General features: G+C 66.2%; 25 protein-coding genes. 10 read left to right on the top strand and 15 right to left on the bottom strand.

All coding sequences use genetic code 11. The annotated features are described in order from the left end of the window. Positions 1-208: 208 nt before the first annotated feature. Complete coding sequence (locus ACFVHY_RS15790; RefSeq protein ID WP_390273459.1) at positions 209-967, bottom strand: SDR family oxidoreductase; 759 nt, start codon at positions 965-967, stop codon at positions 209-211. Positions 968-1,068: 101 nt separating this feature from the next. Here ACFVHY_RS15790 and ACFVHY_RS15785 point away from each other — a divergent pair, with 101 nt between their 5' ends. Continuing rightward, entirely contained in the window at positions 1,069-1,920 is an 852-nt protein-coding gene (locus ACFVHY_RS15785; RefSeq protein WP_390273457.1) for a helix-turn-helix transcriptional regulator, read from the top strand. 18 nt (positions 1,921-1,938) lie between these two features. On the opposite strand, the gene ACFVHY_RS15780 is transcribed toward ACFVHY_RS15785, so the two are convergent. Further along, positions 1,939-2,409, bottom strand: a complete 471-nt coding sequence (locus tag ACFVHY_RS15780) for a MarR family winged helix-turn-helix transcriptional regulator (RefSeq protein ID WP_390273455.1) — start codon at positions 2,407-2,409, stop codon at positions 1,939-1,941. A 114-nt stretch (positions 2,410-2,523) separates the two neighbouring features. Here ACFVHY_RS15780 and ACFVHY_RS15775 point away from each other — a divergent pair, with 114 nt between their 5' ends. After that, positions 2,524-2,988, top strand: a complete 465-nt coding sequence (locus ACFVHY_RS15775; RefSeq protein ID WP_390273452.1) for a DoxX family protein — start codon at positions 2,524-2,526, stop codon at positions 2,986-2,988. A 127-nt stretch (positions 2,989-3,115) separates the two neighbouring features. On the opposite strand, the gene ACFVHY_RS15770 is transcribed toward ACFVHY_RS15775, so the two are convergent. Beyond that, positions 3,116-3,565: a MarR family winged helix-turn-helix transcriptional regulator gene (locus ACFVHY_RS15770; protein ID WP_390273449.1), complete on the bottom strand. Its 450-nt coding sequence runs from the start codon at positions 3,563-3,565 to the stop codon at positions 3,116-3,118. A 92-nt stretch (positions 3,566-3,657) separates the two neighbouring features. Between ACFVHY_RS15770 and ACFVHY_RS15765 the strand changes: the two genes are divergently transcribed. From ACFVHY_RS15765 to ACFVHY_RS15755, 3 genes are all read left to right on the top strand, one after another. Next, the gene (locus ACFVHY_RS15765) at positions 3,658-4,143 is read left to right on the top strand and encodes a DoxX family protein (RefSeq protein ID WP_390273446.1); all 486 of its coding nucleotides are present in this window, start codon (positions 3,658-3,660) and stop codon (positions 4,141-4,143) included. Between the two features lie 93 nt (positions 4,144-4,236). Beyond that, positions 4,237-4,593 carry a DMT family transporter gene (locus ACFVHY_RS15760; protein ID WP_390273444.1) on the top strand — a complete coding sequence of 119 codons (357 nt, stop codon included), beginning with the start codon at positions 4,237-4,239 and terminating at the stop codon, positions 4,591-4,593. A gap of 2 nt (positions 4,594-4,595) precedes the next feature. Beyond that, positions 4,596-4,916, top strand: a complete 321-nt coding sequence (locus ACFVHY_RS15755) for a DMT family transporter (protein ID WP_390273442.1) — start codon at positions 4,596-4,598, stop codon at positions 4,914-4,916. A gap of 30 nt (positions 4,917-4,946) precedes the next feature. On the opposite strand, the gene ACFVHY_RS15750 is transcribed toward ACFVHY_RS15755, so the two are convergent. The 6 genes from ACFVHY_RS15750 to ACFVHY_RS15725 form a co-directional block, all read right to left on the bottom strand. Then, on the bottom strand, positions 4,947-5,960 hold the full coding sequence (locus ACFVHY_RS15750; protein WP_390273440.1) for a YihY/virulence factor BrkB family protein: 1,014 nt from the start codon (positions 5,958-5,960) through the stop codon (positions 4,947-4,949). A 135-nt stretch (positions 5,961-6,095) separates the two neighbouring features. Further along, a complete protein-coding gene (locus tag ACFVHY_RS15745) occupies positions 6,096-7,430 on the bottom strand; it encodes an NAD(P)H-binding protein (protein WP_390273438.1) in 1,335 nt (444 codons plus the stop codon). A 194-nt stretch (positions 7,431-7,624) separates the two neighbouring features. Then, positions 7,625-8,074, bottom strand: coding sequence for a nuclear transport factor 2 family protein (locus ACFVHY_RS15740; protein ID WP_390273435.1), 450 nt, complete (start codon positions 8,072-8,074; stop codon positions 7,625-7,627). Between the two features lie 129 nt (positions 8,075-8,203). Then, complete coding sequence (locus ACFVHY_RS15735; RefSeq protein ID WP_390273433.1) at positions 8,204-8,878, bottom strand: UdgX family uracil-DNA binding protein; 675 nt, start codon at positions 8,876-8,878, stop codon at positions 8,204-8,206. An 18-nt stretch (positions 8,879-8,896) separates the two neighbouring features. Next, the gene (locus ACFVHY_RS15730) at positions 8,897-9,478 is read right to left on the bottom strand and encodes a hypothetical protein (protein ID WP_390273430.1); all 582 of its coding nucleotides are present in this window, start codon (positions 9,476-9,478) and stop codon (positions 8,897-8,899) included. Positions 9,479-9,488: 10 nt separating this feature from the next. Beyond that, the gene (locus ACFVHY_RS15725; protein ID WP_390273572.1) at positions 9,489-10,637 is read right to left on the bottom strand and encodes a zinc-dependent alcohol dehydrogenase; all 1,149 of its coding nucleotides are present in this window, start codon (positions 10,635-10,637) and stop codon (positions 9,489-9,491) included. Positions 10,638-10,779: 142 nt separating this feature from the next. On the opposite strand from ACFVHY_RS15725, the gene ACFVHY_RS15720 reads away from it, so the two are divergent. The 3 genes from ACFVHY_RS15720 (at position 10,780) to ACFVHY_RS15710 (ending at position 13,790) form a co-directional block, all read left to right on the top strand. Then, entirely contained in the window at positions 10,780-11,574 is a 795-nt protein-coding gene (locus ACFVHY_RS15720) for a PfkB family carbohydrate kinase (protein WP_390273428.1), read from the top strand. A 120-nt stretch (positions 11,575-11,694) separates the two neighbouring features. Then, the gene (locus ACFVHY_RS15715; RefSeq protein WP_390273426.1) at positions 11,695-13,494 is read left to right on the top strand and encodes a thiamine pyrophosphate-requiring protein; all 1,800 of its coding nucleotides are present in this window, start codon (positions 11,695-11,697) and stop codon (positions 13,492-13,494) included. 80 nt (positions 13,495-13,574) lie between these two features. Beyond that, on the top strand, positions 13,575-13,790 hold the full coding sequence (locus tag ACFVHY_RS15710) for an acyl carrier protein (RefSeq protein ID WP_390273424.1): 216 nt from the start codon (positions 13,575-13,577) through the stop codon (positions 13,788-13,790). A 57-nt stretch (positions 13,791-13,847) separates the two neighbouring features. On the opposite strand, the gene ACFVHY_RS15705 is transcribed toward ACFVHY_RS15710, so the two are convergent. Further along, positions 13,848-14,183: a hypothetical protein gene (locus ACFVHY_RS15705; RefSeq protein ID WP_390273421.1), complete on the bottom strand. Its 336-nt coding sequence runs from the start codon at positions 14,181-14,183 to the stop codon at positions 13,848-13,850. 59 nt (positions 14,184-14,242) lie between these two features. On the opposite strand from ACFVHY_RS15705, the gene ACFVHY_RS15700 reads away from it, so the two are divergent. After that, the gene (locus ACFVHY_RS15700; RefSeq protein WP_390273419.1) at positions 14,243-14,683 is read left to right on the top strand and encodes a DUF1622 domain-containing protein; all 441 of its coding nucleotides are present in this window, start codon (positions 14,243-14,245) and stop codon (positions 14,681-14,683) included. A gap of 84 nt (positions 14,684-14,767) precedes the next feature. After that, positions 14,768-16,270, top strand: a complete 1,503-nt coding sequence (locus ACFVHY_RS15695; protein WP_390273416.1) for a flavin-containing monooxygenase — start codon at positions 14,768-14,770, stop codon at positions 16,268-16,270. On the opposite strand, the gene ACFVHY_RS15690 is transcribed toward ACFVHY_RS15695, so the two are convergent. The 5 genes from ACFVHY_RS15690 to ACFVHY_RS15670 all read right to left on the bottom strand — a co-directional run bounded on the left by ACFVHY_RS15690 (position 16,159) and on the right by ACFVHY_RS15670 (position 20,358). Next, entirely contained in the window at positions 16,159-17,016 is an 858-nt protein-coding gene (locus tag ACFVHY_RS15690) for a cytochrome c oxidase assembly protein (protein WP_390273414.1), read from the bottom strand. The two genes, ACFVHY_RS15695 and ACFVHY_RS15690, sit on opposite strands and share 112 nt — an antisense overlap. A gap of 41 nt (positions 17,017-17,057) precedes the next feature. Continuing rightward, on the bottom strand, positions 17,058-17,555 hold the full coding sequence (locus ACFVHY_RS15685) for a DUF2243 domain-containing protein (protein ID WP_390273412.1): 498 nt from the start codon (positions 17,553-17,555) through the stop codon (positions 17,058-17,060). 16 nt (positions 17,556-17,571) lie between these two features. Beyond that, entirely contained in the window at positions 17,572-18,390 is an 819-nt protein-coding gene (locus ACFVHY_RS15680) for a DUF1206 domain-containing protein (protein WP_390273410.1), read from the bottom strand. An 81-nt stretch (positions 18,391-18,471) separates the two neighbouring features. Beyond that, positions 18,472-19,563, bottom strand: coding sequence for a YihY/virulence factor BrkB family protein (locus ACFVHY_RS15675; RefSeq protein ID WP_390273408.1), 1,092 nt, complete (start codon positions 19,561-19,563; stop codon positions 18,472-18,474). A 69-nt stretch (positions 19,564-19,632) separates the two neighbouring features. Continuing rightward, positions 19,633-20,358: a lysophospholipid acyltransferase family protein gene (locus ACFVHY_RS15670; protein ID WP_390273406.1), complete on the bottom strand. Its 726-nt coding sequence runs from the start codon at positions 20,356-20,358 to the stop codon at positions 19,633-19,635. Between the last annotated feature and the right edge of the window lie 70 nt (positions 20,359-20,428).

Genomic DNA, 20,428 nt, shown 5'->3' with positions numbered 1-20,428 from the left:
ATGGGCTTCTTTCCGATTAGGGAGCGGAGGCTATCGCTCCTCGCACCTCAGGGACCAGGGGTTATGGGCTTCTTTCCGATTAGGGAGCGGAGGCTATCGCTCCTCGCACCTCAGGGACCAGGGGTTATGGGCTTCTTTCCGATTAGGGTGCCGAGGGTATCGCGCTCCTCGCACCTCGGGGAGCGGAGGAGGTCGCGCTCGTCCAACCTCAGTGCGGGTCCTGTTCATTCAGCGTCGCCACGACGTCGGCGTAGTCGCCGCGAGCTTCACCCCACCGCAGGAACTTCACCCGCTCGACGAGCAGTTCGGTGGCGGCGGGCTGCGTGCCGATGAGATGGACCACCTCGTCGACGAATTCGTCGAGGGGCATGGCGAAGTCGCTGTCCCGTTGTCCCGGCAGCAGGTCGGTGCGAACCGCCGGCGGCACGAGTTCGACGACGTCGACTCCGGTATCGGCGAACTGTAGGCGCAACGATTCGCTCAGCATGTGGATCGCTGCTTTCGTGGCGTTGTAGGTCGGCGTCACCCGGAGCGGGGCGAATGCCAGGCCCGAGGACACGGTCATGATCGTGGCGGACGGTCGCGTCCGCAGGTGGTCGATGAACGCGCCGATCAGACGGATCGGACCGAGGAGATTGGTGGTGACCATTGCCTCCGCGGCGTCGAGGAAGCCCGCCGGGGACGACCAGTCCTCCACCCGCATGATGCCGGCCATCGCGACGAGCACGTCGAGGTTCGGGTGTTCGGCGATGACCTTCCGTGCGGCGGACTCGACACCGGCCGGGTCGGCGACATCGATCGCGACGGTGTGCAATCCGGGGTGTCCCGAACGGATACGGTCGAGGAGGTCGGTGCGCCGCCCGCCTACGATGACGGTGTTGCCCTTGTCGTGCAGGCGGGTCGCAAGTGCCAAGCCGATTCCGCTGGTCGCTCCGGGGATGAAGATGGTGTTTCCGGTGAGGTTCATGTCATCGAGTCTCGGATCCGGCGGGCGAGTCATCCAGAGCGCAACCATCGGGGGATCGCCGATCCCTGGCAACGCGGTACCGACGCCGTGATACTGGCCTGATGGATCGTGATGCGCTGGCCGGGTTCCTCGTGAGCCGACGCAACAGTCTGCAACCATCGGATGTCGGTCTGCCGGGGGGCGCCCGGCGACGCACGACGGGTCTTCGACGCGAAGAGGTGGCGCAGCTCGCCACGATGTCGACCGACTACTACACCCGTCTCGAACAACGACGCGGCCCACAACCGAGCACCCAGATGCTGGTGGCGCTCGCTCGCGCCCTCCGCCTCACCGCCGATGAGCGGGACTACCTGTTCCGGGTCGCCGGACACAGCGCACCGGACCGGATGACGGCCTCGGACCACATCGCACCCGGACTCCTGCGGGTACTGGACCGGCTCACCGGCACCCCCGCCCTCATTCTGTCGGCACTGGGGGAGACCTTGGTTCAGAACGATTGCGCGCGAGCGCTGTTCGGCGACAGCAGCCACCTCGTCGGAATGGACCGAAGTGCCATCTACCGGTGGTTCGTGTACCCCGACGAGGAACGCCGCCGCTACCCGGCTGATGATCACGAGCGGCAGAGCCGTGCGCAGGTCGCCTCGCTCCGTGCCGCTTACGGCGTCATGGGCGCCGATTCCCGTGCCGGAGCGATGGTCACGGAACTTCGACGCCGCAGCAGCGAATTCGCCGCGCTCTGGGACACCCACATCGTGAGCCGACGCTTCGAGGACCACAAGATCCTGATCCATCCCGAGGTCGGCGCGATCGAGGTCGACTGTCAGGCGCTGTTCACCGAGGACGAAACCCAGGTGTTGCTCGTGCTGACGGCAGCGCCGCGAACGGACGCAGCGGGAAAGATCGAATTGCTCAACGTGCTCGGCACACAAGAACTAGGACTCGATCCGCGTTGACCGTCGGGCGCCGGGGGATTACGTCGACCCGGTCCCACGAGCGTTGATCCGCCTCCCGATCGCGGACACCTGGCGAAGCTGCGCACGCGTGAGGCGGTCGATGACGAGCTCACGCACGTTGGTCACATACCCGGGAGCGGTCGCCACCACTTTCTCCCACCCCGCCTCGGTGAGAGCGGCATTCGTGAACCGCCCGTTCTCCGGGCACTGGTATCGCCGAACCCAACCCCGCTTCTCGAGTCTGCCGACCACATGCGAGAGCCGGGACAGCGAACCGTAGGACAATTCAGCGAGCTGGCTCATCCGCAGGGTGCGGTCAGTGGCCTCGGACAGCGCTGCCATCACCTCGTACTCGAAGTGGGTGATCTGGGCGTCACGGAGGAGCTGGGCATCGAGGGCGTGGGGGAGGTGGGCGAGCGCGGTTGCCACCTGGATCCAGGCGTCCATTTCCTCGTCGTCGAGCCAGTTCGGCTCCGGGGCAGTGGACATCTGCGCAGTGTATATGAAGTGAACACATCCGTGATCAGGTTGACGCATCAAGTGTCAGCACTTAGCCTTCACTTGATACTTCAAGTCAAAACCATCTAGTGAGGCGGCTCAGTCATGACCAACCCCATCGTCCGCAGTGCGGGCATCCTCATCGGACGCGTCGCTCTCGGCGTCATCTTCCTGGCCCACGGCCTGCAGAAGTTCCAGCAGAACGGCTGGACGGGACCGCAGACCGGGTTCGACATGATGGGCGTTCCGGCCGCGTCCTTCTCGGCGTTCGTGGTCACGTGGCTCGAGATCATCGGTGGCATCGCCCTGATCGTCGGGCTGCTGACCCCGATCGTCGCTGCGCTGTTGACGCTGAACATGATCGGCGCGCTGTTCATTGCACACGTCGACAACGGCATCTGGGTCTCCGACGGTGGTTACGAGTTCGTGCTCGCCCTCGGTGCCGGCGCACTGCTGCTGGCCGTGATCGGCGCCGGACGTTTCAGCGTGGACGCCGTGCTGGGGTCGAAGGTGCGCTGGCTCGCCGCCGACGACTCCCGGTCGGGCGACCTGGTCGGCACCTCGCGCTGACATCGCTCCGACAACCGCCCTGACTCGTACCGTGTTGCGAGTCAGGGCGGTTCGCTGTCTTCCGATACTCCCCTGATCGCCCCGTTCGGGCCGGCGACCAACATGATGGCGTGCGGAGTGAGGTGTCTCAAGCGCGCGAGTCGTTGTCCGCGAGCACTCGCGTGAGCAGTTCGATCAGCGTCGCCTGCTCGGCGGAATCCAGGCTCCTCAAGAAATCGCGCTGAGACTGTTGCGCGACTCGTTGCAAGTCGCGGGCCTGCCGGCGTCCAGTCGTCGTGAGATTGATGCGGTGACGGCGCCGGTCGTCGGGATCGGATTCCCGACGCAACCACCCCCGCGCCTCGAGCAGGTCGATGTGTTTGACCAAGTGACTCTTGTCGATTCGCAGACTCTCGGCGAGGTCCTGCTGGGCGGCCGGCCCGAAATCGACCAGCGCGGTCAGGACCGCATTGTGGGCGAGTTTCAGACCGCGGCGGGCAAGCTCGTCCTCGAGATACTGCCGCCCGTGACCGGCGACGTAAGACGCCAGGTACGACGGAAGTGCGGTGAGCGACGGAGGCCGAGGAGGATGTGGCACCTCGCAATCTTAGCGCCCGCATATAGTGGCAGTCTGCTACTGTTTTTGCTGTCCACTAAATGTGCCCACCCGATTCAGGATCGGAGTCCGAAATGACTGTCACAGGAATTCTCTCCGCCACCAAGCCGACCGCCGTCGACGCAGGCATGCTGGTGCTACGCACAGGTGCCGGTGTCGTGTTCGTCGCGCACGGATACGGCGACGTCTTCAACGCCGGCATCACCGGAAACATCGCCAACTATCGTGACGCAGGCATTCCACTGGCCGCGTTCTCGGCGCCGTTCACCGCACTCGTCCAATTGATCGGCGGTGCGTTGCTGGTCGTCGGTCTCTTCACGCGCGTATGGGCTGCGTGTCTGACGTTCGTCATGCTAGGAGCCTTGGTCTTCGTGCATTGGGGCGAGCCACTGGTGCTGAACCAGGATGGCAGCGGTTCGGGCTTCGCATTCATCATGGGGATCACCTCGGCAACACTGCTGCTACTCGGGCCCGGAGGCTTCAGCCTGGACGCAGTCCTCGCGACGCGTGTCCGAGCCGCGAGAGGAGTTGCGCACGAGCGCAAACCGTCGTCGACATGACGGGTTCACGCCCGCGACACGCTGCGGACGAGGCGTTCGCAGTCCGCGGTCCTCGCCTAGTGTCCCAGTAGGGCGTCGAGTGGAATGAGGGATATGACCTGGCTGATGCTGATCGCGGCGATCGCCTCGGAGGTCGCGGCGACGTTGTCACTCAAGGGTTCACAGACCGAACCGATGCTGTACGCGGTCGTCGCCGTCGGTTACGGGTTCGCGTTCGCACTCCTCGCCGCAGTCCTGAAGCGCGGCATGGGCATCGGCGTGGCCTACGGGATCTGGTCGGCGTCGGGCGTCGCACTCACCGCGGTACTGGCGACCTGGATCTTCGACGAGCCCTTCGGATTTCTGATGGGAATCGGCATCGTGTGCATCATGATCGGGGTTTTCCTCGTCGAGACCGGCCACCGGCCACCCGTCGACGAGGGCACCGACCCCGCCGCTTCGGGGGTGTGACCGTGGGATATGTCTTCATCGTCGCCGCCATCGTCGCCGAGGTCACCGGGACCCTCGCGCTGCGCGCCGCCGCGACCGGTCGACCGGCCTTCTACGGACTCGTCGTCCTCGGGTATCTGACGGCGTTCGTCGCGTTGACCCTCGGGCTGCGGCACGGCGTGCCCCTCGGTGTGGCGTACGGCATCTGGGCGGCGGCCGGGGTCGCAGCCACGGCCGTTGCCGCGCACTTCCTGTTCCGCGAACGCCTCAACCGACGCATGATCGCCGGCATCGGGGTGATCATCGTCGGCGTACTGCTCGTCGAACTGGGCGCGCTGCACTGAGTCCCGGCTTCGCTGACGTCGCGCCGACGGTCAGCCGCGTTCTGGACCAGGGTAGCGCGGGTCCACCTCAGCGCCGGACTCGACGTCGCGCGGGTTGTCGAAGGAGACGTCGATCTCCTGAAAACCCTTGTTGCGCTGCGCGAGAACTTGCGCCGAGTACGCCGCCTCGTCGCCCTTCGTCAGAGTGACGTTGTCGGTGAACGGGGTGAGCAGCGAACGTGGATAGAGCCGGTCGACGCGAACCGCGTTGGTCTCGAGACAGATGACGATCACGATCGACGACACGTAGAGGAAGGCGAGCAGGCCCAGCACGATCGCGAACACGCCGTTGGTGGAGCTGGCGTTACCGATGACGTGCTGCACATAGACCGCGCCGAAGGTCTGGATGATCTGCCAGCAGACCGCCGCCCCGAAGGCGCCCGGCAGTACGTCCCGAATCGACACGTCGCGGGCCGTGCCGATCCGAAAAGCCACGGTGAACACCAGCGTGCTCAACGCCACCGATCCGAGGATCGCCAGCCAGCGTCCGACGATGCCGAGTTCGAAGGCGGCCGAGACTCCATTGACGACGGTCAGGCCGATGACCGCGACACCGATCGTGGACAGCAACAGGAGGCCACGCAAACGGGCGAAGATCGGGTCGGGACGCTCGTTGCGTGGAACTGCCCAGATCGTGTTCATCGCGTTCTGGGCGGCAACGGCCACTCCGAGGCCGCCGTACAGGGACACGACAACCCCGATGATGATGGCGGTGACCCCGCCGCTCAGCTTCTCGGGTTCGCCCAGTTGGCCACCGATCACCGGGATCTGGCTCATCGCCGAGTCCAGGATGCGGTCTTGGAGGTCGGGGTTGTCGGCCAGGACGATCCCCAGCACGGTCGCGAACAGCAGTAACAGCGGAAACAACGAGATGAACGCGTAGTAGGCACAGAGCGCGGCCAGGTAGGCGCCCTGATCGTCGACGAACTTGTAGATGACGGCAAGCGGGAAGCCGGTCGCCGGATGACGCCGCTGAAAACGGTCGACCCGCTCGGTCAACGCCACCCGATCATCCTTCTCCTCGCCGGCCCGTGCCTGTTCCCCGTTCCGTTGAACGAGTCGTTCACCGGGAGTTACCACGGTGGTGCCGACTCTAACCCGAGCACGAGACGATTCGGGACACGACATCGGATCGGAGGTTCACCGGAACGGATCGAAACCCGGGATGCCGAGGGCGCGGAAGGGCCTTCCCAGACGCCAATAGGCCAGCCCCGCCAGCCCGCGCGGGAAGTATCGTTGCGTGGTCGTGACCGTCACCGACCCGTCCGCGTCGTCCGCCGCCTGGAGGCGATAGTCGCGATACGATCTGCCGAACCGGTTGTCGCGCAGACGAATACGAAGTCGATCCGGTCGTTGCGCGAGCACGATCTCACCGCGGTGCCGCGCATCCCGCTCGAGCCGCTCCCAGACCGTCGCACTACTCGCGCGCTCACTGACCCGGGTCTTCGATTCGAACATCTCTTCACCGGCCCACTGTGGATCGGTGGGAAGGGGTTCGGCCGGCGACACGTCGACCGACGCGTTGGCCCACGAGGCACGGCCGTCGCCGCGCGCCGAGCGTTCGAGCGTGTGGGCAACCGCCTCCGAGTAGGAGGTCAACCCCCCTTCGGGACGATCGATGATCGCGTCGACGGCTCGGTCGCGACAGACGGCGTCGCATTCGAGGGACTCGATCAGCGGTCGTGCGATCTTGCCGCGGATCGGCGTGACGAACCGGACCCAGCGGCTCGCCAGCGCCGGCGTGAGATACGGCAGTACCACCATGATTCGTGGTCGAAGACCTGCGACCCCGGCATACACCTGCATCATGTCGCCGTATTCGAGGACGTCGGGACCGCCGATGTCCCAGGTCCTCGACGATGGGACGTCGGCGGTGGCGGCTTCCACGAGGTAGTGCAGGGCGTCGTCGACCGCGATCGGTTGGATCTTGTTGTGTACCCACCGCGGCGTGGTCATCGCGGGCAGTCGCTCGGTGAGGTGCCGGATGAGTTCGAACGACGCCGACCCCGAGCCGATCAGCGTCCCGGCCTGCAACGCGATGGTCTCGATGGGTGAGTCGATCAGGATGTCGCCGACTTCGGCGCGCGAGGCCAGATGCTCGGACAGGTCGGTGCCCGACGGATGGAGACCGCCGAGGTAGACGATGCGCGACACGCCGTTCTGCTGAGCCGCGGCCACCACATTCTCCGCGGCGCGCCGCTCATCGGCCGCGAAGTCCGCGTCGGTGCTCATCGAGTGGACCAGGTGGTAGACGACGTCCACACCCGCGAAGGCCTTGACCAGCGAATCGCGATCCGACAGATCACCCCGGACCACTTCGGCTGTCGGATCGGACAACCATGGTGCGTCGGCGAGCTTCTCCGGTGTCCGCGCCAGTGCGCGCACACGGTGTCCTCGTGCCGACAATCGTGGGGCCAGCCGGCCGCCGACGTAGCCGGTCGCTCCGGTGACCAGACAGGTTCGCGACTCGTCCACCTGACTCCTCCGCTCTGGGGTGTGCCTCCCAGGCTATGGAGCGAAGCCGCTCGGCGCCGTCGCCTCGGCGCGGTCGGTGCCGGATCGTTCTCCGCGGCCACGATTCGATAACGGCACGCCCGGCCTGACACCGAACCCGAACCTCTAGACCTGAACTCGACCGCCAGACCCCGATCGACGCCTGGCGGTCGAGTTCAGGACCTGCCGTCAGCTACGTTCGCGTCCGCCGGCGAATTCTCGAACCACAGGCACTCCTCCAAGAGGCCCGCGCTCTTCCAGCCCTCCGCGGTCCGGATCATCGAATGGTGGTAGTTGCCGCCGCAGGTGCTGAGTTCGGGCATGCCGACGAAACGCATCGGGTTGTAGAACATGGCGCGCACGTCGGCCCGGTCTCCGTCGAATGTGTACTCGATGTTGGTGATGAAGTGCTGACTCACCGACACGAACGCGAAACTCTCCTCCAGCCACGCGGCGATCTCGTCCCGGGTGCCTGCCTGACCGTAGGGCGTCGACGTGTAGTCGACCACCGCCTCCGGGGTGAACACCGAGCGCCACAGCTCCCAGTCCTTGGTGTCGACGGCGCGCGAGTACTTGTACAGCGTGTCCGCGATATCGAACCGGTCGCTGATCTCCTGCAGGTCCATCGTTCTCCCGTCCACCGGTGTCGGTACGGGCGGCCCGTCGTGGCAGCGCCGGGACCGGCCGTCGCCGCCGACTATAGACACCAGTCCAGACGCTTGTCAGCGAAACCGGACCGGCGCGGGTGCCGCATGTCAGGTCGATGCTGCGAGGTCGCGGACGACGCGGAGGTCGGCGACGAAGGCGTCGAAGGCCCGCTCGCGCTGATCCGTGGGTCCGCGGAGAATCGACGACGGGTGAACGGTCGCCACCACGGACTCGGAATGGTCGGGGCCGAGGTCTCCGTCGGCGCCGAGATCGAAGCGCTCGCCACGGTGCCGGGTGAGCCGGAAGCCGGTACCCAGCAGGGCCTGTGCGGCCGTGGCGCCCAGACACACGACGATGCGAGGCGAGATCGCATCGAGCTCGGCCAGTAACCAGGGCCGGCATGCGACGACCTCTCCGCGGTTGGGCTTCTCGTGGATGCGCCGCTTCTGGCCTGCCGCCCGGGTGAACTTGAAATGCTTGACCGCATTCGTGACGTAGGTGGTCTCCCGGTCGATGTCGGCAGCGTCGAGTGCGCGGTCGAACAAGCGGCCGGCCGGACCGACGAACGGTTCGCCGGCACGATCCTCCTGGTCACCGGGCTGTTCGCCGACGAACATGACCGTCGAACCGGGCGAGCCCGCCCCGAAGACCGTCTGGTCGGCATCGCGGTACAGGTCACAGCCGCGACAGGCCCGCGCCGCCGACATGAGAACGGTGAGATCGTGCGAGTCGGGAACGAACTGCGCCGCCCCCGCATGCGACGCGTCAGCTCTGGCAGTCACGATGTCCCACAGCCGGTGTCATCGACGAGACCGTCGAATCAACCGCAACAGACGCCGTGCTGCAACGGCCGCAAGGGCTCCGGTGATCACCCACGGACCGCCCACGATCAACGGATCGATCCACGTGTGGTTGTTGTCGACTCGAGTGCTGCCACGACGGGACGACCACCCGTTGTAGCTGAACTCGGAGGCGATGCCGGTTTCGGTGATCGGGTTGTCGGGGCGCGCACTGGCGAAGGACGCAAGGTGCGCCTCGACCGACGCCACTCGGTCGGCGTAGAGAAGGATCAGCCAGTGTGCCGCACGTCCCTCGCTGTAACGATAGGCAAACTTCCGGATCGCGCCGGAGAGCCCGCGTGGTGGCGTCGACGTGCCGAAAACCGGTGGGAGAAAGGCGTGTTCATTCGAGCGTTCGCGAGGCCAGCGCTCGGGCTGGTCGTCCGGGACGGTCCAGTGGACACCGGGCGCCGGTTCGACGGGGAGTTCACGAGGAACTGACGGGCGGTTTGCGGTGTCCAGATCGACTCCCCAGCCAGGTATGCGGTCGACGAGAGCGGTGGTGTCGGGATCGTTGGGTCGGTCAGCGGGATAGGCGGGCATGGCGTCCTCCTCAGGCGGCGTCGGCGACGACGATGGGCTTGATGCAGTCATCGAGCTTCGCCGAAAAGATGTGATATCCCTCGGCGATGTGTTCGAGCGGTATACGGTGCGTCACAATGTCGTTCGGCTTGAAGTATCCGTCACGGACGTGTTCGAACAGTCGCGGCCACTGCCGTTTGACCGGGCACTGGTTCATGTTCAGGGTGAGTCCCTTGTTCATGGCGTCACCGAACTTCACAGCGCTGAACATCGGTCCGTACGCGCCGACGACCGAAACGGTCCCGCCTTTGCGGACCGAGTCGATTGCCCAGTTGAGGGCGATCGGCGATCCACCCTGCAGCTTGAACTTGGCCGCGGTCACGTGCTGGAGGAAGTTGCCGTCAGCCTCGGCGCCGACAGCATCGATCACCCGATCCGCGCCGATGTTGTCGGTGATGTTCTTGAGATGAACGATGATGTCGTCGTACTCGGCGAAGTTGTAGGTCTCGGCATGAGCGAACTGCGCCGCCTTGTCCAAGCGGTACTGCAGATGGTCGATGACGATGACCCGCCCGGCCCCCATGAACCAAGCCGAGCGCGCGGCGTACAGACCGACCGGTCCGGCGCCGAACACCACGACGGTCTCACCCTGACGGATGTCGGCCAGTTGGGCTCCGAAGTATCCGGTCGGGAGGGCGTCGGTCAGCAGTAATGCGTCTTCGGAATCCATCCAGTCAGGGATGATGCTGGGGCCGACATCGGCGAACGGAACGCGGACGAACTCGGCTTGACCGCCGTCGTACCCGCCGCACGTATGCGAATAGCCGTAGATCCCGCCGACCGCGGTGGCGTTCGGATTCACGTTGTGGCAGTTCGAGTACAGGCCGCGCGCACAGAAGTAGCACGTTCCGCAGTACACGTTGAAGGGCACCATGACCCGATCGCCGACGCTCACGTTCCGGACCGAACCCCCGACCGCCTCGACGACCCCGATGAACTCGTGCCCGAACGTCATTCCGGGCCGGGTGTCGGGCATCATGCCGTGGTAGAGGTGCAGGTCCGAACCACAGATCGCGGCGTGTGTCACCCGGACAATGGCGTCGTTGGGATGTTCGATGGCAGGGACGGGTTTGGATTCGACGCGAACCTTGTAGGGACCGCGATAGACCATTGCGCGCATAGTGTCTGTTTCTTGTCTCATGCGCGTTCGGGTACCCCACTCCTCCCGGCCTAACCGCGATTACGACGCAGAATGCACACCGGCCCGAACCAGGGGTGTAGAAATGGAATCCAGTCCGCGACAGTGCAGGAGAGGATCGTCGATGTCAGTGGTGTCTTATGTGATCGCGGGTTCGGAGGCCAGCGGGGGAGCGGGCCTCCAGGCCGACCTGCGCACCTTCGCGCAGCTGGGTACCTACGGTGTCGGGACCATCACCTGCATCGTGTCCTTCGACCCGAAAAGCGAATGGTCCCATCGCTTCGTGCCGATCGACTCCGGGGTGATCGCCGATCAGATCGAGGTGGCCACCGCCGCGCACGAACCCGAGGTCGTGAAGATCGGCATGCTGGGCACCCCGGCCACCATCTCCGCCGTTGCGCAGGCGCTCGGCTCCCGACAGTGGCGCGACGTCGTCGTCGATCCGGTGCTGATCTGCAAGGGCCAGGAGCCCGGCGCCGCACTCGACACCGACAACGCCCTCCGCTCCGAGATCTTGCCGCTGGCCACCGTGGTCACACCCAATCTGTTCGAGGCCGCGACCCTGGCCGGGATGGACGAACTGGCGTCCACCGACGACCTCGCCGAGGCAGCGCGGCGGATCCACGATCTCGGGCCGAAGGTCGTCGTCGTGAAGGGCGGGGTCGGACTCCCCGGCGATGAGGCCATCGACGTCGTCTTCGACGGCTCCGAGGTCACCGTCCTGCGCGCCCCGAAGGTGGGCGACGAGCGCGTCTCCGGAGCCGGCTGCGTGTTCGCCGCCGCCACCACCGCCGAACTCACCAAGGGTGCGGGAGTCCTCGACGCCATCCGGACCGCCAAGCAGTTCACCCACGACGGCATCGTCGGCCGGCTCGCCTCGAACGCACCGTTCGACGCCGTGTGGCACGGCTCGAGCTGACCCGCGGGCGAGTGCTCGGTCGGAGCGACCCGTCGGGTGTCAGCGGGCTTCTCCCCGGGTAGTCCAGCGACAGCCCGGCGGTCACCGTCGCCGTCCGGGACGTCGTCCCGAGGAGAACCCGTGTCCGAGACCGTCGCCGACATCGTGCTGCAACGTCTCTGGGAGTGGGGGGTCCGGCAGGTGTTCGGCTACCCCGGCGACGGCATCAACGGCTTGCTGTCGGCGTGGGTACGGGCGGAGAACGATCCACAGTTCGTCCAGTCGCGCCACGAGGAGATGAGCGCCTTCGAGGCCGTCGGGTACGCGAAGTTCTCCGGTGAGGTCGGCGTCTGCGCCGCGACCAGCGGCCCGGGTGGCATCCATCTCCTCAACGGGCTGTACGACGCCAAACTCGACCACGTACCGGTCGTCGCGCTGGTCGGGCAGACCGAGCGATCCGCGATGGGTGGTGCGTATCAGCAGGAAATCGACATGTTGGCGCTGTACAAGGACGTCTGCAGCGACTTCGTGCAGATGTGCATGGTGCCCGAACAGCTTCCGAATCTCATCGACCGGGCGATCCGGATCGCGCTCGCCGAACGCGCGCCGACCGCTCTGATCTTCCCCTCGGATGTTCTCGACCTGACCTACGAGCCACCACAGCAGGCCTTCAAGCAGGTCCCGTCGAGCCTCGGGCTCACCTCGGCGACGCCCGCGCCGGACCCCGATGCGGTCGTGCGGGCGGCCCAGATCCTCAACTCCGGGGAGCGGGTCGCGATGCTGGTCGGCCAGGGCGCTCGAGGATGCGCGCCCGAGCTCATCACGGTTGCCGACACTCTCGGGGCCGGTTGCGCGAAGGCCCTTCTCGGGCGGGATGTCCTCCCGGACACCCTGCCGTGGGTCACGGGATCCATCGGCCTGCTCGGCACGACGGCCAGCCATCGGCTGATGACCGGTTGTGACACCCTGCTGACCGTCGGATCGAATTTCCCGTACTCCCAGTTCCTTCCGTCGTTCGGACAGGCCAGGGGAGTGCAGATCGACCATTCACCCGAGATGATCGGCATGCGCTACCCGAATGAGCTCAATGTCGTCGGCGACGCACGCGCCACGCTGCACGCTCTCATCCCGCTGCTCGAACCCAAGACCGACCGTTCGTGGCGCGACAAGGTCGAGGCCGACGTCGAGCGCTGGTGGACGAACGCGGCCGGCCAGGCGATGGCCGACGCGGATCCGGTCAATCCGATGCGCATCTTCCACGAGTTCTCGCCGCGCGCCCCGTCGGATTGCATCATCACCGCGGATTCGGGCAGTGCCGCCAACTGGTACGCCCGGCACATCGTCTTCCGCGACGAGATGAGGGGGTCGCTGTCCGGGACGCTGGCCACGATGGGGCCGGCGGTGCCCTACGCGATCGGCGCCAAGTGGGCCCACCCGGACCGGCCGGCGGTCGCCTTCGAGGGCGACGGTGCGATGCAGATGAACGGCCTGGCCGAGATGATCACCGTGGCGCACTACTGGCAGCAGTGGACCGATCCGCGGCTCGTGGTCGTGGTGTTGCACAACAACGACCTGAATCAGGTCACGTGGGAACAGCGCGCGATGTCGGGGTCACCAAAATTCGCAGCCTCACAAGACCTTCCCGACGTCGACTACGCGGCCTTCGCGCGGGGGATCGGACTCGTCGGGATCAACGTCGACGACCCGGACGATCTCGGTGCCGCATGGGACACCGCCCTGGCCGCCGATCGTCCGGCACTGCTCGACGTGCGTTGCGACCCGACGGTTCCTCCCGTCCCGCCGCACGCGACCCGCGAGCAGGTCCTCGCCCTCGGCGCGGCGCTTGTCAAGGGTGACGACGATGCCTGGGCCGTCGCCAAGAATGCAGCCAAGCAGGGAATCCGCCAGTTCCCACCCGGACGGCACTCCGACAACGGCTGAACCACACGGGACGACTGTTTGACCGCGCGGTGCGCCGGGAATCCGTGTCGGACAGCACAAACAGTGAAAGGAAGTCCATGATGCCTGCAGGACAAACCGGATTCGACGACGTGACCTTCGACCTGATCTCCGTCCAGTACCACTCGCTCAAGGCAGGCCACGATTACGGCCAGTATGTGCGCGATGCGCGGAATGCCGACCGTTCCGACATTGCGGAGTTCTTCGAGCAGGTGATGCAGCAGGATTCCGAGCGCGCGCAGAAGTGCCATCAGTTCCTGCGCGAACTGGAGAAGTAACAACAGGATCCGACTCCGGCGCCGCGCACGCTGTGGCGCCGGGGTCGAGTCGGCGTCCTACGGCTTACCGCGCTTCGGCGTCTGGTCGGCCACGCCGTGCCGCAAGGGAGTCGTGGCGTCCGCGGCCGTCTCTTCACCGACCGAAGATCCCGACGGAGTGTCCTGAGGTCGGGGTGCGTTGGCCGGATCTCCTCCGGACGGTTCGGCGCCGGCTTCGAGTTGGCTGATCCGCGCGACCAGGATCTCCTGTACCTGGACACGCCCCGCCGACGCCCGTTCGTGATCCAGCAGGCGCCGCACCTGGTCGAGTTCCAAGGCGCGAATCCGATGGGTGATGTCACCGGTGGAGAGTTGATCGAAATCTGGCAGTGGAAGTTCTGGCGTTGTACTCATGCTCGACCGGGTACCCGACCGGCTCTGGATCTAACGCGGCTCGGCGTAACCTGTCGCGCATGAACGGCGAGAAAGTGTTCACCGCGGTCGCGGTCGGATTCGAGGCAGTCGGCGCCTTTGCGATGATCGTGGGAGCGGTCATCGCGTGTGTGCTGGGCGGACGTTCGCTCCGCCGCGGAGAGGGTGGCGGCACTGCTTTCTCGGTACTGCGCAACACACTCGGAGCAGCCATTCTCCTGGGGCTGGAGGTCCTGGTCGCCGCGGACCTCATCCGCACCATCACGTCCAAACCGTCGATCGAGGATGCGCTCATCCTCGGGCTCATCGTCCTCATCCGAACCGTGTTGTCGATGTCCATCCAGATCGAGATCGAGGGCGTGGCGCCGTGGCGCCGGGCGTTGCTGACCAGCGGCGGACAGCTGCTCGGCGCAGCGGTTGCGAACGACGCTGCGGCTGCACGACCGGCTACGGCAAACGCCGCGCGGCGCGCCGACGGATAGCGTCGCCACCTGGTCTGGTGCCAGGAACGACCGGCGAGGCATCCTGGATGCCGATCGTCACGAGACCGACCGAAGGAGTGCCGGGTGACAACGATCCCAGACGAAGTCGATGTCCTCATCGTCGGTGCCGGCATCTCCGGCATCGGTGCGGCCCGCTGGGTGCGGACCGAAGACCCCGGCAAGTCGGTCGTCGTCCTCGAGGCCCGGGACACCGCCGGCGGGACGTGGGACCTGTTCCGCTACCCGGGGATTCGGTCCGACTCGGACCTGCACACCTTCGGCTACGACTTCAAGCCCTGGACCGATCGACAGGCGATCGCCGACGCCCCGCGAATCCTCGATTACCTCCACGAGACGATCGACGAGAACGATCTCGCTCCGCTGGTCCGGTACGGGCATCGGGTGGTGGCGGCCGCGTGGTCGTCGGACGCAGCGCGATGGACGGTCGACGTCGAACGCACCGACACCGGAACGCGAAGCCAGATCAGTGCGCGATGGATCTTCTGTGGCTCGGGCTACTACGACTACGACGCGGGGTTCGCGCCGGAGTTCGCCGGCACCGAGGAGTTCGGCGGCGAGATCGTGCATCCGCAGCACTGGCCCGAGGACCTCGATTACGCGGGCAAGCGAGTGGTGGTCATCGGCAGCGGCGCCACGGCGGTCACGCTGCTTCCCGCGATGGCGAACCAGGCCGCGCACGTCACGATGCTCCAGCGCACACCGACCTACATCATCCCGCTGCCCCGCGAGGACGCCATCGCCAACACCTTGAAGAAAGTGTTCGGCACCGAACGCGGATACGCATTGACCCGACACAAGAACGTCGCGCAGCAGCGGGTGCTCTTCGAGTTGTGCCAACGATTCCCGTCGGTCGCGCGTCGGGTGATACGCAAGATCAACGAATCGCAGCTGCCCGACGGTTATCCGGTGGACACCCACTTCAATCCGCCGTACAACCCGTGGGACCAGCGGCTGTGTGTGGTGCCCGACGCCGACCTGTTCCGGGTGATCCGCTCCGGGAAGGCCTCGATCGTCACCAACCGGGTCGACACCTTCACCGAGAACGGCATCCGGACAGTGGGCGGGGAGGAACTCGAGGCCGACATCGTCGTCACCGCGACCGGGCTCAACATCAAGATCATCGGCGGCATCGAGCTGAGCGTCGACGGTGAACCGGTGTCCCTTCCCGACACCGTCGTCTACCGCGGGATGATGCTGTCCGGTGTCCCGAACTTCGCGGTGGCGATCGGTTACACCAATGCGTCGTGGACCCTCAAGATCGGGCTGCTGTGCGAGTACTTCTGCAAACTTCTGGCCCACATGGATTCTCACGGATACGACAGTGTGTGGGCGGTTGCGGACCCCGATATGCCGACTCGGCCACTGCTCGACTTCGGGGCCGGCTATGTCCAGCGCGCCCTCGACACCCTGCCCAAGCAGGGACCTGATGAGCCCTGGGTGATGTCGATGAGCTACTACGCCGACCGCAAATTGTTCCGTGGTGACGTCGCCGACGACAACCTCCGCTTCGCGCGGGCGGGGGAGCGGGTGCGGTCGAGGCTGTCGGCTCGCGAGACGACCGGCTGAGAACTGCGCCGTCGAGAAACGGGCCGCCGGGGCAGGAGCCAGGGACGGCAGACCAGCACGAGAAGTGCGATCTCCACCGGTGCACCCGCGTAGTACATGAGTTCCGCACCCGCGTGTGCCTGCTCGACGGAAACGCCGGGGGGCGGTTCGGCGTAGATCACCTTGGCGAGAATGTTGTGCGCCGCGATCGCCAGTACGAGCGCCGTCACTCGCCAGGGTGGTGACGCCCGGTGCGGGGCCGGGTCGGGTCCGCCGATGACGGCGAAGGTGAAGAGGTAGCCGGCGGCGAGGACATGGATGTGAATCAGCCCGTGCACGAGCGGGTCGTCGTGCATCGCCGCGAAGAGACCGGTGCGGTAGAGAATCCACAGACCGCCGACGTTCAGCAGTCCGGCGACAAAGGGATTCGTCAGCACGGCGAACGGCGGCGAAGCCAGGCCCCGCGCTATCCTTCGCGCCGTCGCCACCGGGAGAACACGTAGCGCCACGGTCACCGGGGCGCCCAGTACGAGGAGAAGCGGACCGAGCATCCCGAGCAGAACGTGTGTGCCCATATGCGCGATGAAGTCATGGTGGGCGCGTTCGGCCAGCGGTCCGATCAGTGCTGCGCCGATCGCCAGGCAGCCGGCCAGCCAAGATGACGTTCGCGCCTTCGGCCAGGAGATCCCGCGGGCTCGAAGCCGAAACACCGCACACACGTACACGATTGCGGCGCCGGCCACGAACAACAGAGTCGACCACTCCACCAGGCCCAGCATGGTGTCTTCGGGGCGATCGTGGTGGTGAGTCATCCGGACGGCGCGGTGCCGGTGGGACGAGTGTGGTCACCGGAGGACTGGACCCGGCGTGCGGTGATGACCCACAAGGCGATCCCGGCCGCCAGCAGTACACCGGCCACGATGTTCCACACGAGGTCGTACGGCGTGAGATCGACCCCGTAACGAATCTGGTGCAGCCCCATCACCTTGTGTTGCACCAGGCCGTCGTACAGCTGGAAGAAACCGGCGCCGGTCAGCCACCCGGCCGCGAAGGTCAACCGCGAGAAGCCACCATCGCGCGCCAGACCGACCAGCAGCATCGCTGCTGCGACAGTGGCGAACCAGCTGAAGGCATGGAACACACCATCGGAGACCAGGCCGACGTCAGACGTCGACTTGTCGTAGAAGTGGTGCCAGTGCAGGAGCTGATGGAATACGACCTCGTCGAGAAACGCGACCGCACCGAGCCCCAGGAGGATGCCGGCGGCGAGATTGCGCCGGCGACGGGAGCGGTTGGACGAGTTCATCGGCGTTCCATCCTGTTCACATCCGCGCGAACCGCATCAACCAGTAGCAGTAGACGCCGTACGCGGCGATACCGACCGCGGCCAGGATCATCAGCACCTGGCCGGCGGGAAGGCCGGCCAGTGTCTTGACCGCTCCGTCGATCCCCGTCGCCTTTGACGGGTCGGCAGTCGCGACCGCCACGATGACCAGGATGCCGGTGCCGGCCAGGACGACACCCTTGCCGCAATAGCCGATCACGCCCGCGATTGTCGCCGCCTTGTCGTCGGAGATCTTGAGGTCGTCGAGGAACGATCGACTGGCGCCCTTGTACACGTGGTAGACCCCGACGCCGATGATCACCAGTCCGGCTGCCACGAGGACGAACTTGCCGCCACCGGACTGCAGGAGCCGCGCTGTCAGTCCGGCGTTCTCCTGACCACTCGATTTGCCCTGGCCGGTCGCGAAACGTAGTGCCGACCAAGCGAACCCGACGTAGACCACAGCGAGCGACAACGCTTTTCCGCGATCGAACCACTGCTCGGCGCCGTCACTGTCCTCGCCCGGTTCGGTGGCGTGGGGTCCGACGATCGCCTCGGCGAGTCGCCACAGCGCGAGTGCTGCGAACGCGACCGCGGCCACCCACAGGACGACGCGGCCGCCGGACGAGTCGGCGAAGATCCCCAACGCTCCCGACTGGTCGGCGTTCCCGCCCCCACCGAAGGCGAGGCGCAGGATGATGTAGGCGATCAGCAGATGGAGCAGGCCGCTGACGGCGTGGCCGGCACGCGCCAAGCGCTCGAACCACGGGCTGTCGGTGGCGCGGTCGACCGCGCCGGTCACTTGGTTGCGGCTCATGGCGCCACGTTCCCTTCCACCGGTCGACCGAGCTGGTGCCCGGCCGGTTCCACTGACGTTACGGGGATGCCGGCCGGTCGCTTACTTCCCCTGCGAGTTACGAAGGGCCCGAGCCTGTTCGATGTACTTCTGGTCCTTCTCGTCGTTTTTGTCCGACGCCGTGGTGTCCCGAGGCGGAAGTTGCAGGTGCTCTTCGGCCGGCATCCCCGCCTGTAGCTGTCGGCCACGTTCGAGTTCGGAGTCGAACTCGGCTCCGAACAGCAGCGCGAGATTCGTCAGCCACAGCCACAACAGGAAGACGATGACGCCCGCGAGTGCGCCGTAGGTCTTGTTGTAGCTGCCGAAGTTGGAGACATACAGCGCAAATGCCGCCGACGCGACGATCCAGGTGACGATGGCCAGCACCGCTCCGGCGCTGATCCATCGGAACTTCGGCTGCTGCACGTTCGGGGTCGCCCAGTACAGGATGGCGACGATCAGGATCACGAACAGGAGGAGGATGGGCCATCGAACGATGTTCCAGACGGTGAGCGCGGTCTCGCCGAAACCGATGGCGTCTCCGATCGATTTCGCGATCGGTCCGCTGACCGCCAGCATGAGTGCCACCGCGGCGGCGAGGACAAGCGCCACGAGCGTGACGAGCAGCATGATCGGCCGCAATTTCCAGATGGGACGGCCTTCGTCGATCTCGTACATCCGGTTCATCGCGCGTCCGAACGCCCCCACGTAACCCGACGCGGACCAGAGCGCGCCGAGCAGACCGAGTACGAGGGCGAAACCGGCGCTGGGGGCGGCCACGAGTTGTTCGACGGGGCCCCGCAACGTGTCCACGGCCGACGACGGTCCGAGGTCGTCGACCATCTGCAGGACGGCGTCAGTCGTCTTCTCGCCCTGACCGAACACACCGAGCAGCGAGACCAGCGCGAGCAGCGCCGGGAACAGTGAGAGCACGGAGTAGTAGGTGAGCGCCGCTGCCAGATCGGTGCACTGATCGCGTGAGAACTCCCGCGCGGTCTTCTTCAGCACGAAGAGGAGGGACGGCTTGGTCAGGTCCGTGGGGGAGTCCGGCTTGCGCGGGTCATCGGGGTCGGCCGATTCGGGGTCGTCGCGAACGTCCGGTTCAGCTGAGTCCGGGTCCTTGTCAGCTCGTTCGGCGGCGTCATCTCGTTTCATCTCCTGCGCATAACCGGCGAACGCGCGAGCCAAACCCGGCCGACGTCGGCGCACCCGTCACCTGTGGGGTCAGCGCACGTGGCCGCAGGCGTCGTCGACTGCCTCCTGCAGCTCTCGCTGGATCCACCGGGTCACGGCGGCGGGTGTGTCGTCTCGACGGGCGCCGAGGTCCACCGGTTCGCCCAGAGCGACGACGGGGCGGCCACCACCGGCCGGGTAAGCGATCCCGGCGGAGACCAACCACACTCCGACACCGTCTCGCAGGGCTCGATGGGCGATGTGGCCGATCCCGGTGCCGAGCCGCTGAACCTCCGTCGGGTCACCCTCGTTGCAGGTTCCCTCCGGGAACACCGCGATGCTGTCCCCGCGCGCCATCCGCTCGACGCAAACGCCGATCATCTGACGCCCGGCGTCGGCCGCAGCTCGCACTCCGTGGTCCTTGCTGCGGAACACCGGGATCCCGCCCAGGGTGTCGATCTTCTTCCGCTGCTCCACGTCTTGGAACAGTTCGTCTTTCGCGAGGACACGCAGACTGCCGATCCGCCGTCGGAGCGGTGACCGGAAGCCCGCCGCTGCCAGTACCAGTGGATCCCGTTCGGAGACGTGGTTGGCCGCGATGAGTAGCGGCACACCACTGCGGACGAGGTCGGCGAGCCGGTCCCGCGACCGGAAGCGAACAACCGGTCGGATGCGGGCGGCCAGCACGGCGTACATCATTCGCGCCCGGGCCCGGTCCTGCTGATGGGTCAGGTAATGCTCGTATACCGCCTGTGCCTCGGACAGCTCGACCTTCACCTAAGTTACGGTACCGTAGGTTGCGGGGCCGCGGTGCTGCAACGGGACTACGCATGACAGCCCGGGTACA

The organism is Gordonia sp. NPDC127522 (assembly GCF_042672305.1).
GTDB classification, from domain to species: Bacteria; Actinomycetota; Actinomycetes; order Mycobacteriales; family Mycobacteriaceae; genus Gordonia; species Gordonia hongkongensis.
Note: the sequence above shows the minus strand (reverse complement) of the source record. Positions and strands in the feature narration are given on the sequence as shown.

Coding starts and splice junctions, on each gene's coding strand:
- ACFVHY_RS15790 (WP_390273459.1), bottom strand. CDS start 967: ATGAACCTCACCGGAAACACCATCTTCATCCCCGGAGCGACCAGCGGA.
- ACFVHY_RS15740 (WP_390273435.1), bottom strand. CDS start 8,074: ATGGACCTGCAGGAGATCAGCGACCGGTTCGATATCGCGGACACGCTG.
- ACFVHY_RS15710 (WP_390273424.1), top strand. CDS start 13,575: ATGCCTGCAGGACAAACCGGATTCGACGACGTGACCTTCGACCTGATC.
- ACFVHY_RS15675 (WP_390273408.1), bottom strand. CDS start 19,563: ATGAAACGAGATGACGCCGCCGAACGAGCTGACAAGGACCCGGACTCA.
- ACFVHY_RS15765 (WP_390273446.1), top strand. CDS start 3,658: ATGACTGTCACAGGAATTCTCTCCGCCACCAAGCCGACCGCCGTCGAC.
- ACFVHY_RS15780 (WP_390273455.1), bottom strand. CDS start 2,409: ATGTCCACTGCCCCGGAGCCGAACTGGCTCGACGACGAGGAAATGGAC.
- ACFVHY_RS15725 (WP_390273572.1), bottom strand. CDS start 10,637: ATGCGCGCAATGGTCTATCGCGGTCCCTACAAGGTTCGCGTCGAATCC.
- ACFVHY_RS15685 (WP_390273412.1), bottom strand. CDS start 17,555: ATGAACTCGTCCAACCGCTCCCGTCGCCGGCGCAATCTCGCCGCCGGC.
- ACFVHY_RS15785 (WP_390273457.1), top strand. CDS start 1,069: ATGGATCGTGATGCGCTGGCCGGGTTCCTCGTGAGCCGACGCAACAGT.
- ACFVHY_RS15760 (WP_390273444.1), top strand. CDS start 4,237: ATGACCTGGCTGATGCTGATCGCGGCGATCGCCTCGGAGGTCGCGGCG.
- ACFVHY_RS15705 (WP_390273421.1), bottom strand. CDS start 14,183: ATGAGTACAACGCCAGAACTTCCACTGCCAGATTTCGATCAACTCTCC.
- ACFVHY_RS15680 (WP_390273410.1), bottom strand. CDS start 18,390: ATGAGCCGCAACCAAGTGACCGGCGCGGTCGACCGCGCCACCGACAGC.
- ACFVHY_RS15775 (WP_390273452.1), top strand. CDS start 2,524: ATGACCAACCCCATCGTCCGCAGTGCGGGCATCCTCATCGGACGCGTC.
- ACFVHY_RS15700 (WP_390273419.1), top strand. CDS start 14,243: ATGAACGGCGAGAAAGTGTTCACCGCGGTCGCGGTCGGATTCGAGGCA.
- ACFVHY_RS15720 (WP_390273428.1), top strand. CDS start 10,780: ATGTCAGTGGTGTCTTATGTGATCGCGGGTTCGGAGGCCAGCGGGGGA.
- ACFVHY_RS15730 (WP_390273430.1), bottom strand. CDS start 9,478: ATGCCCGCCTATCCCGCTGACCGACCCAACGATCCCGACACCACCGCT.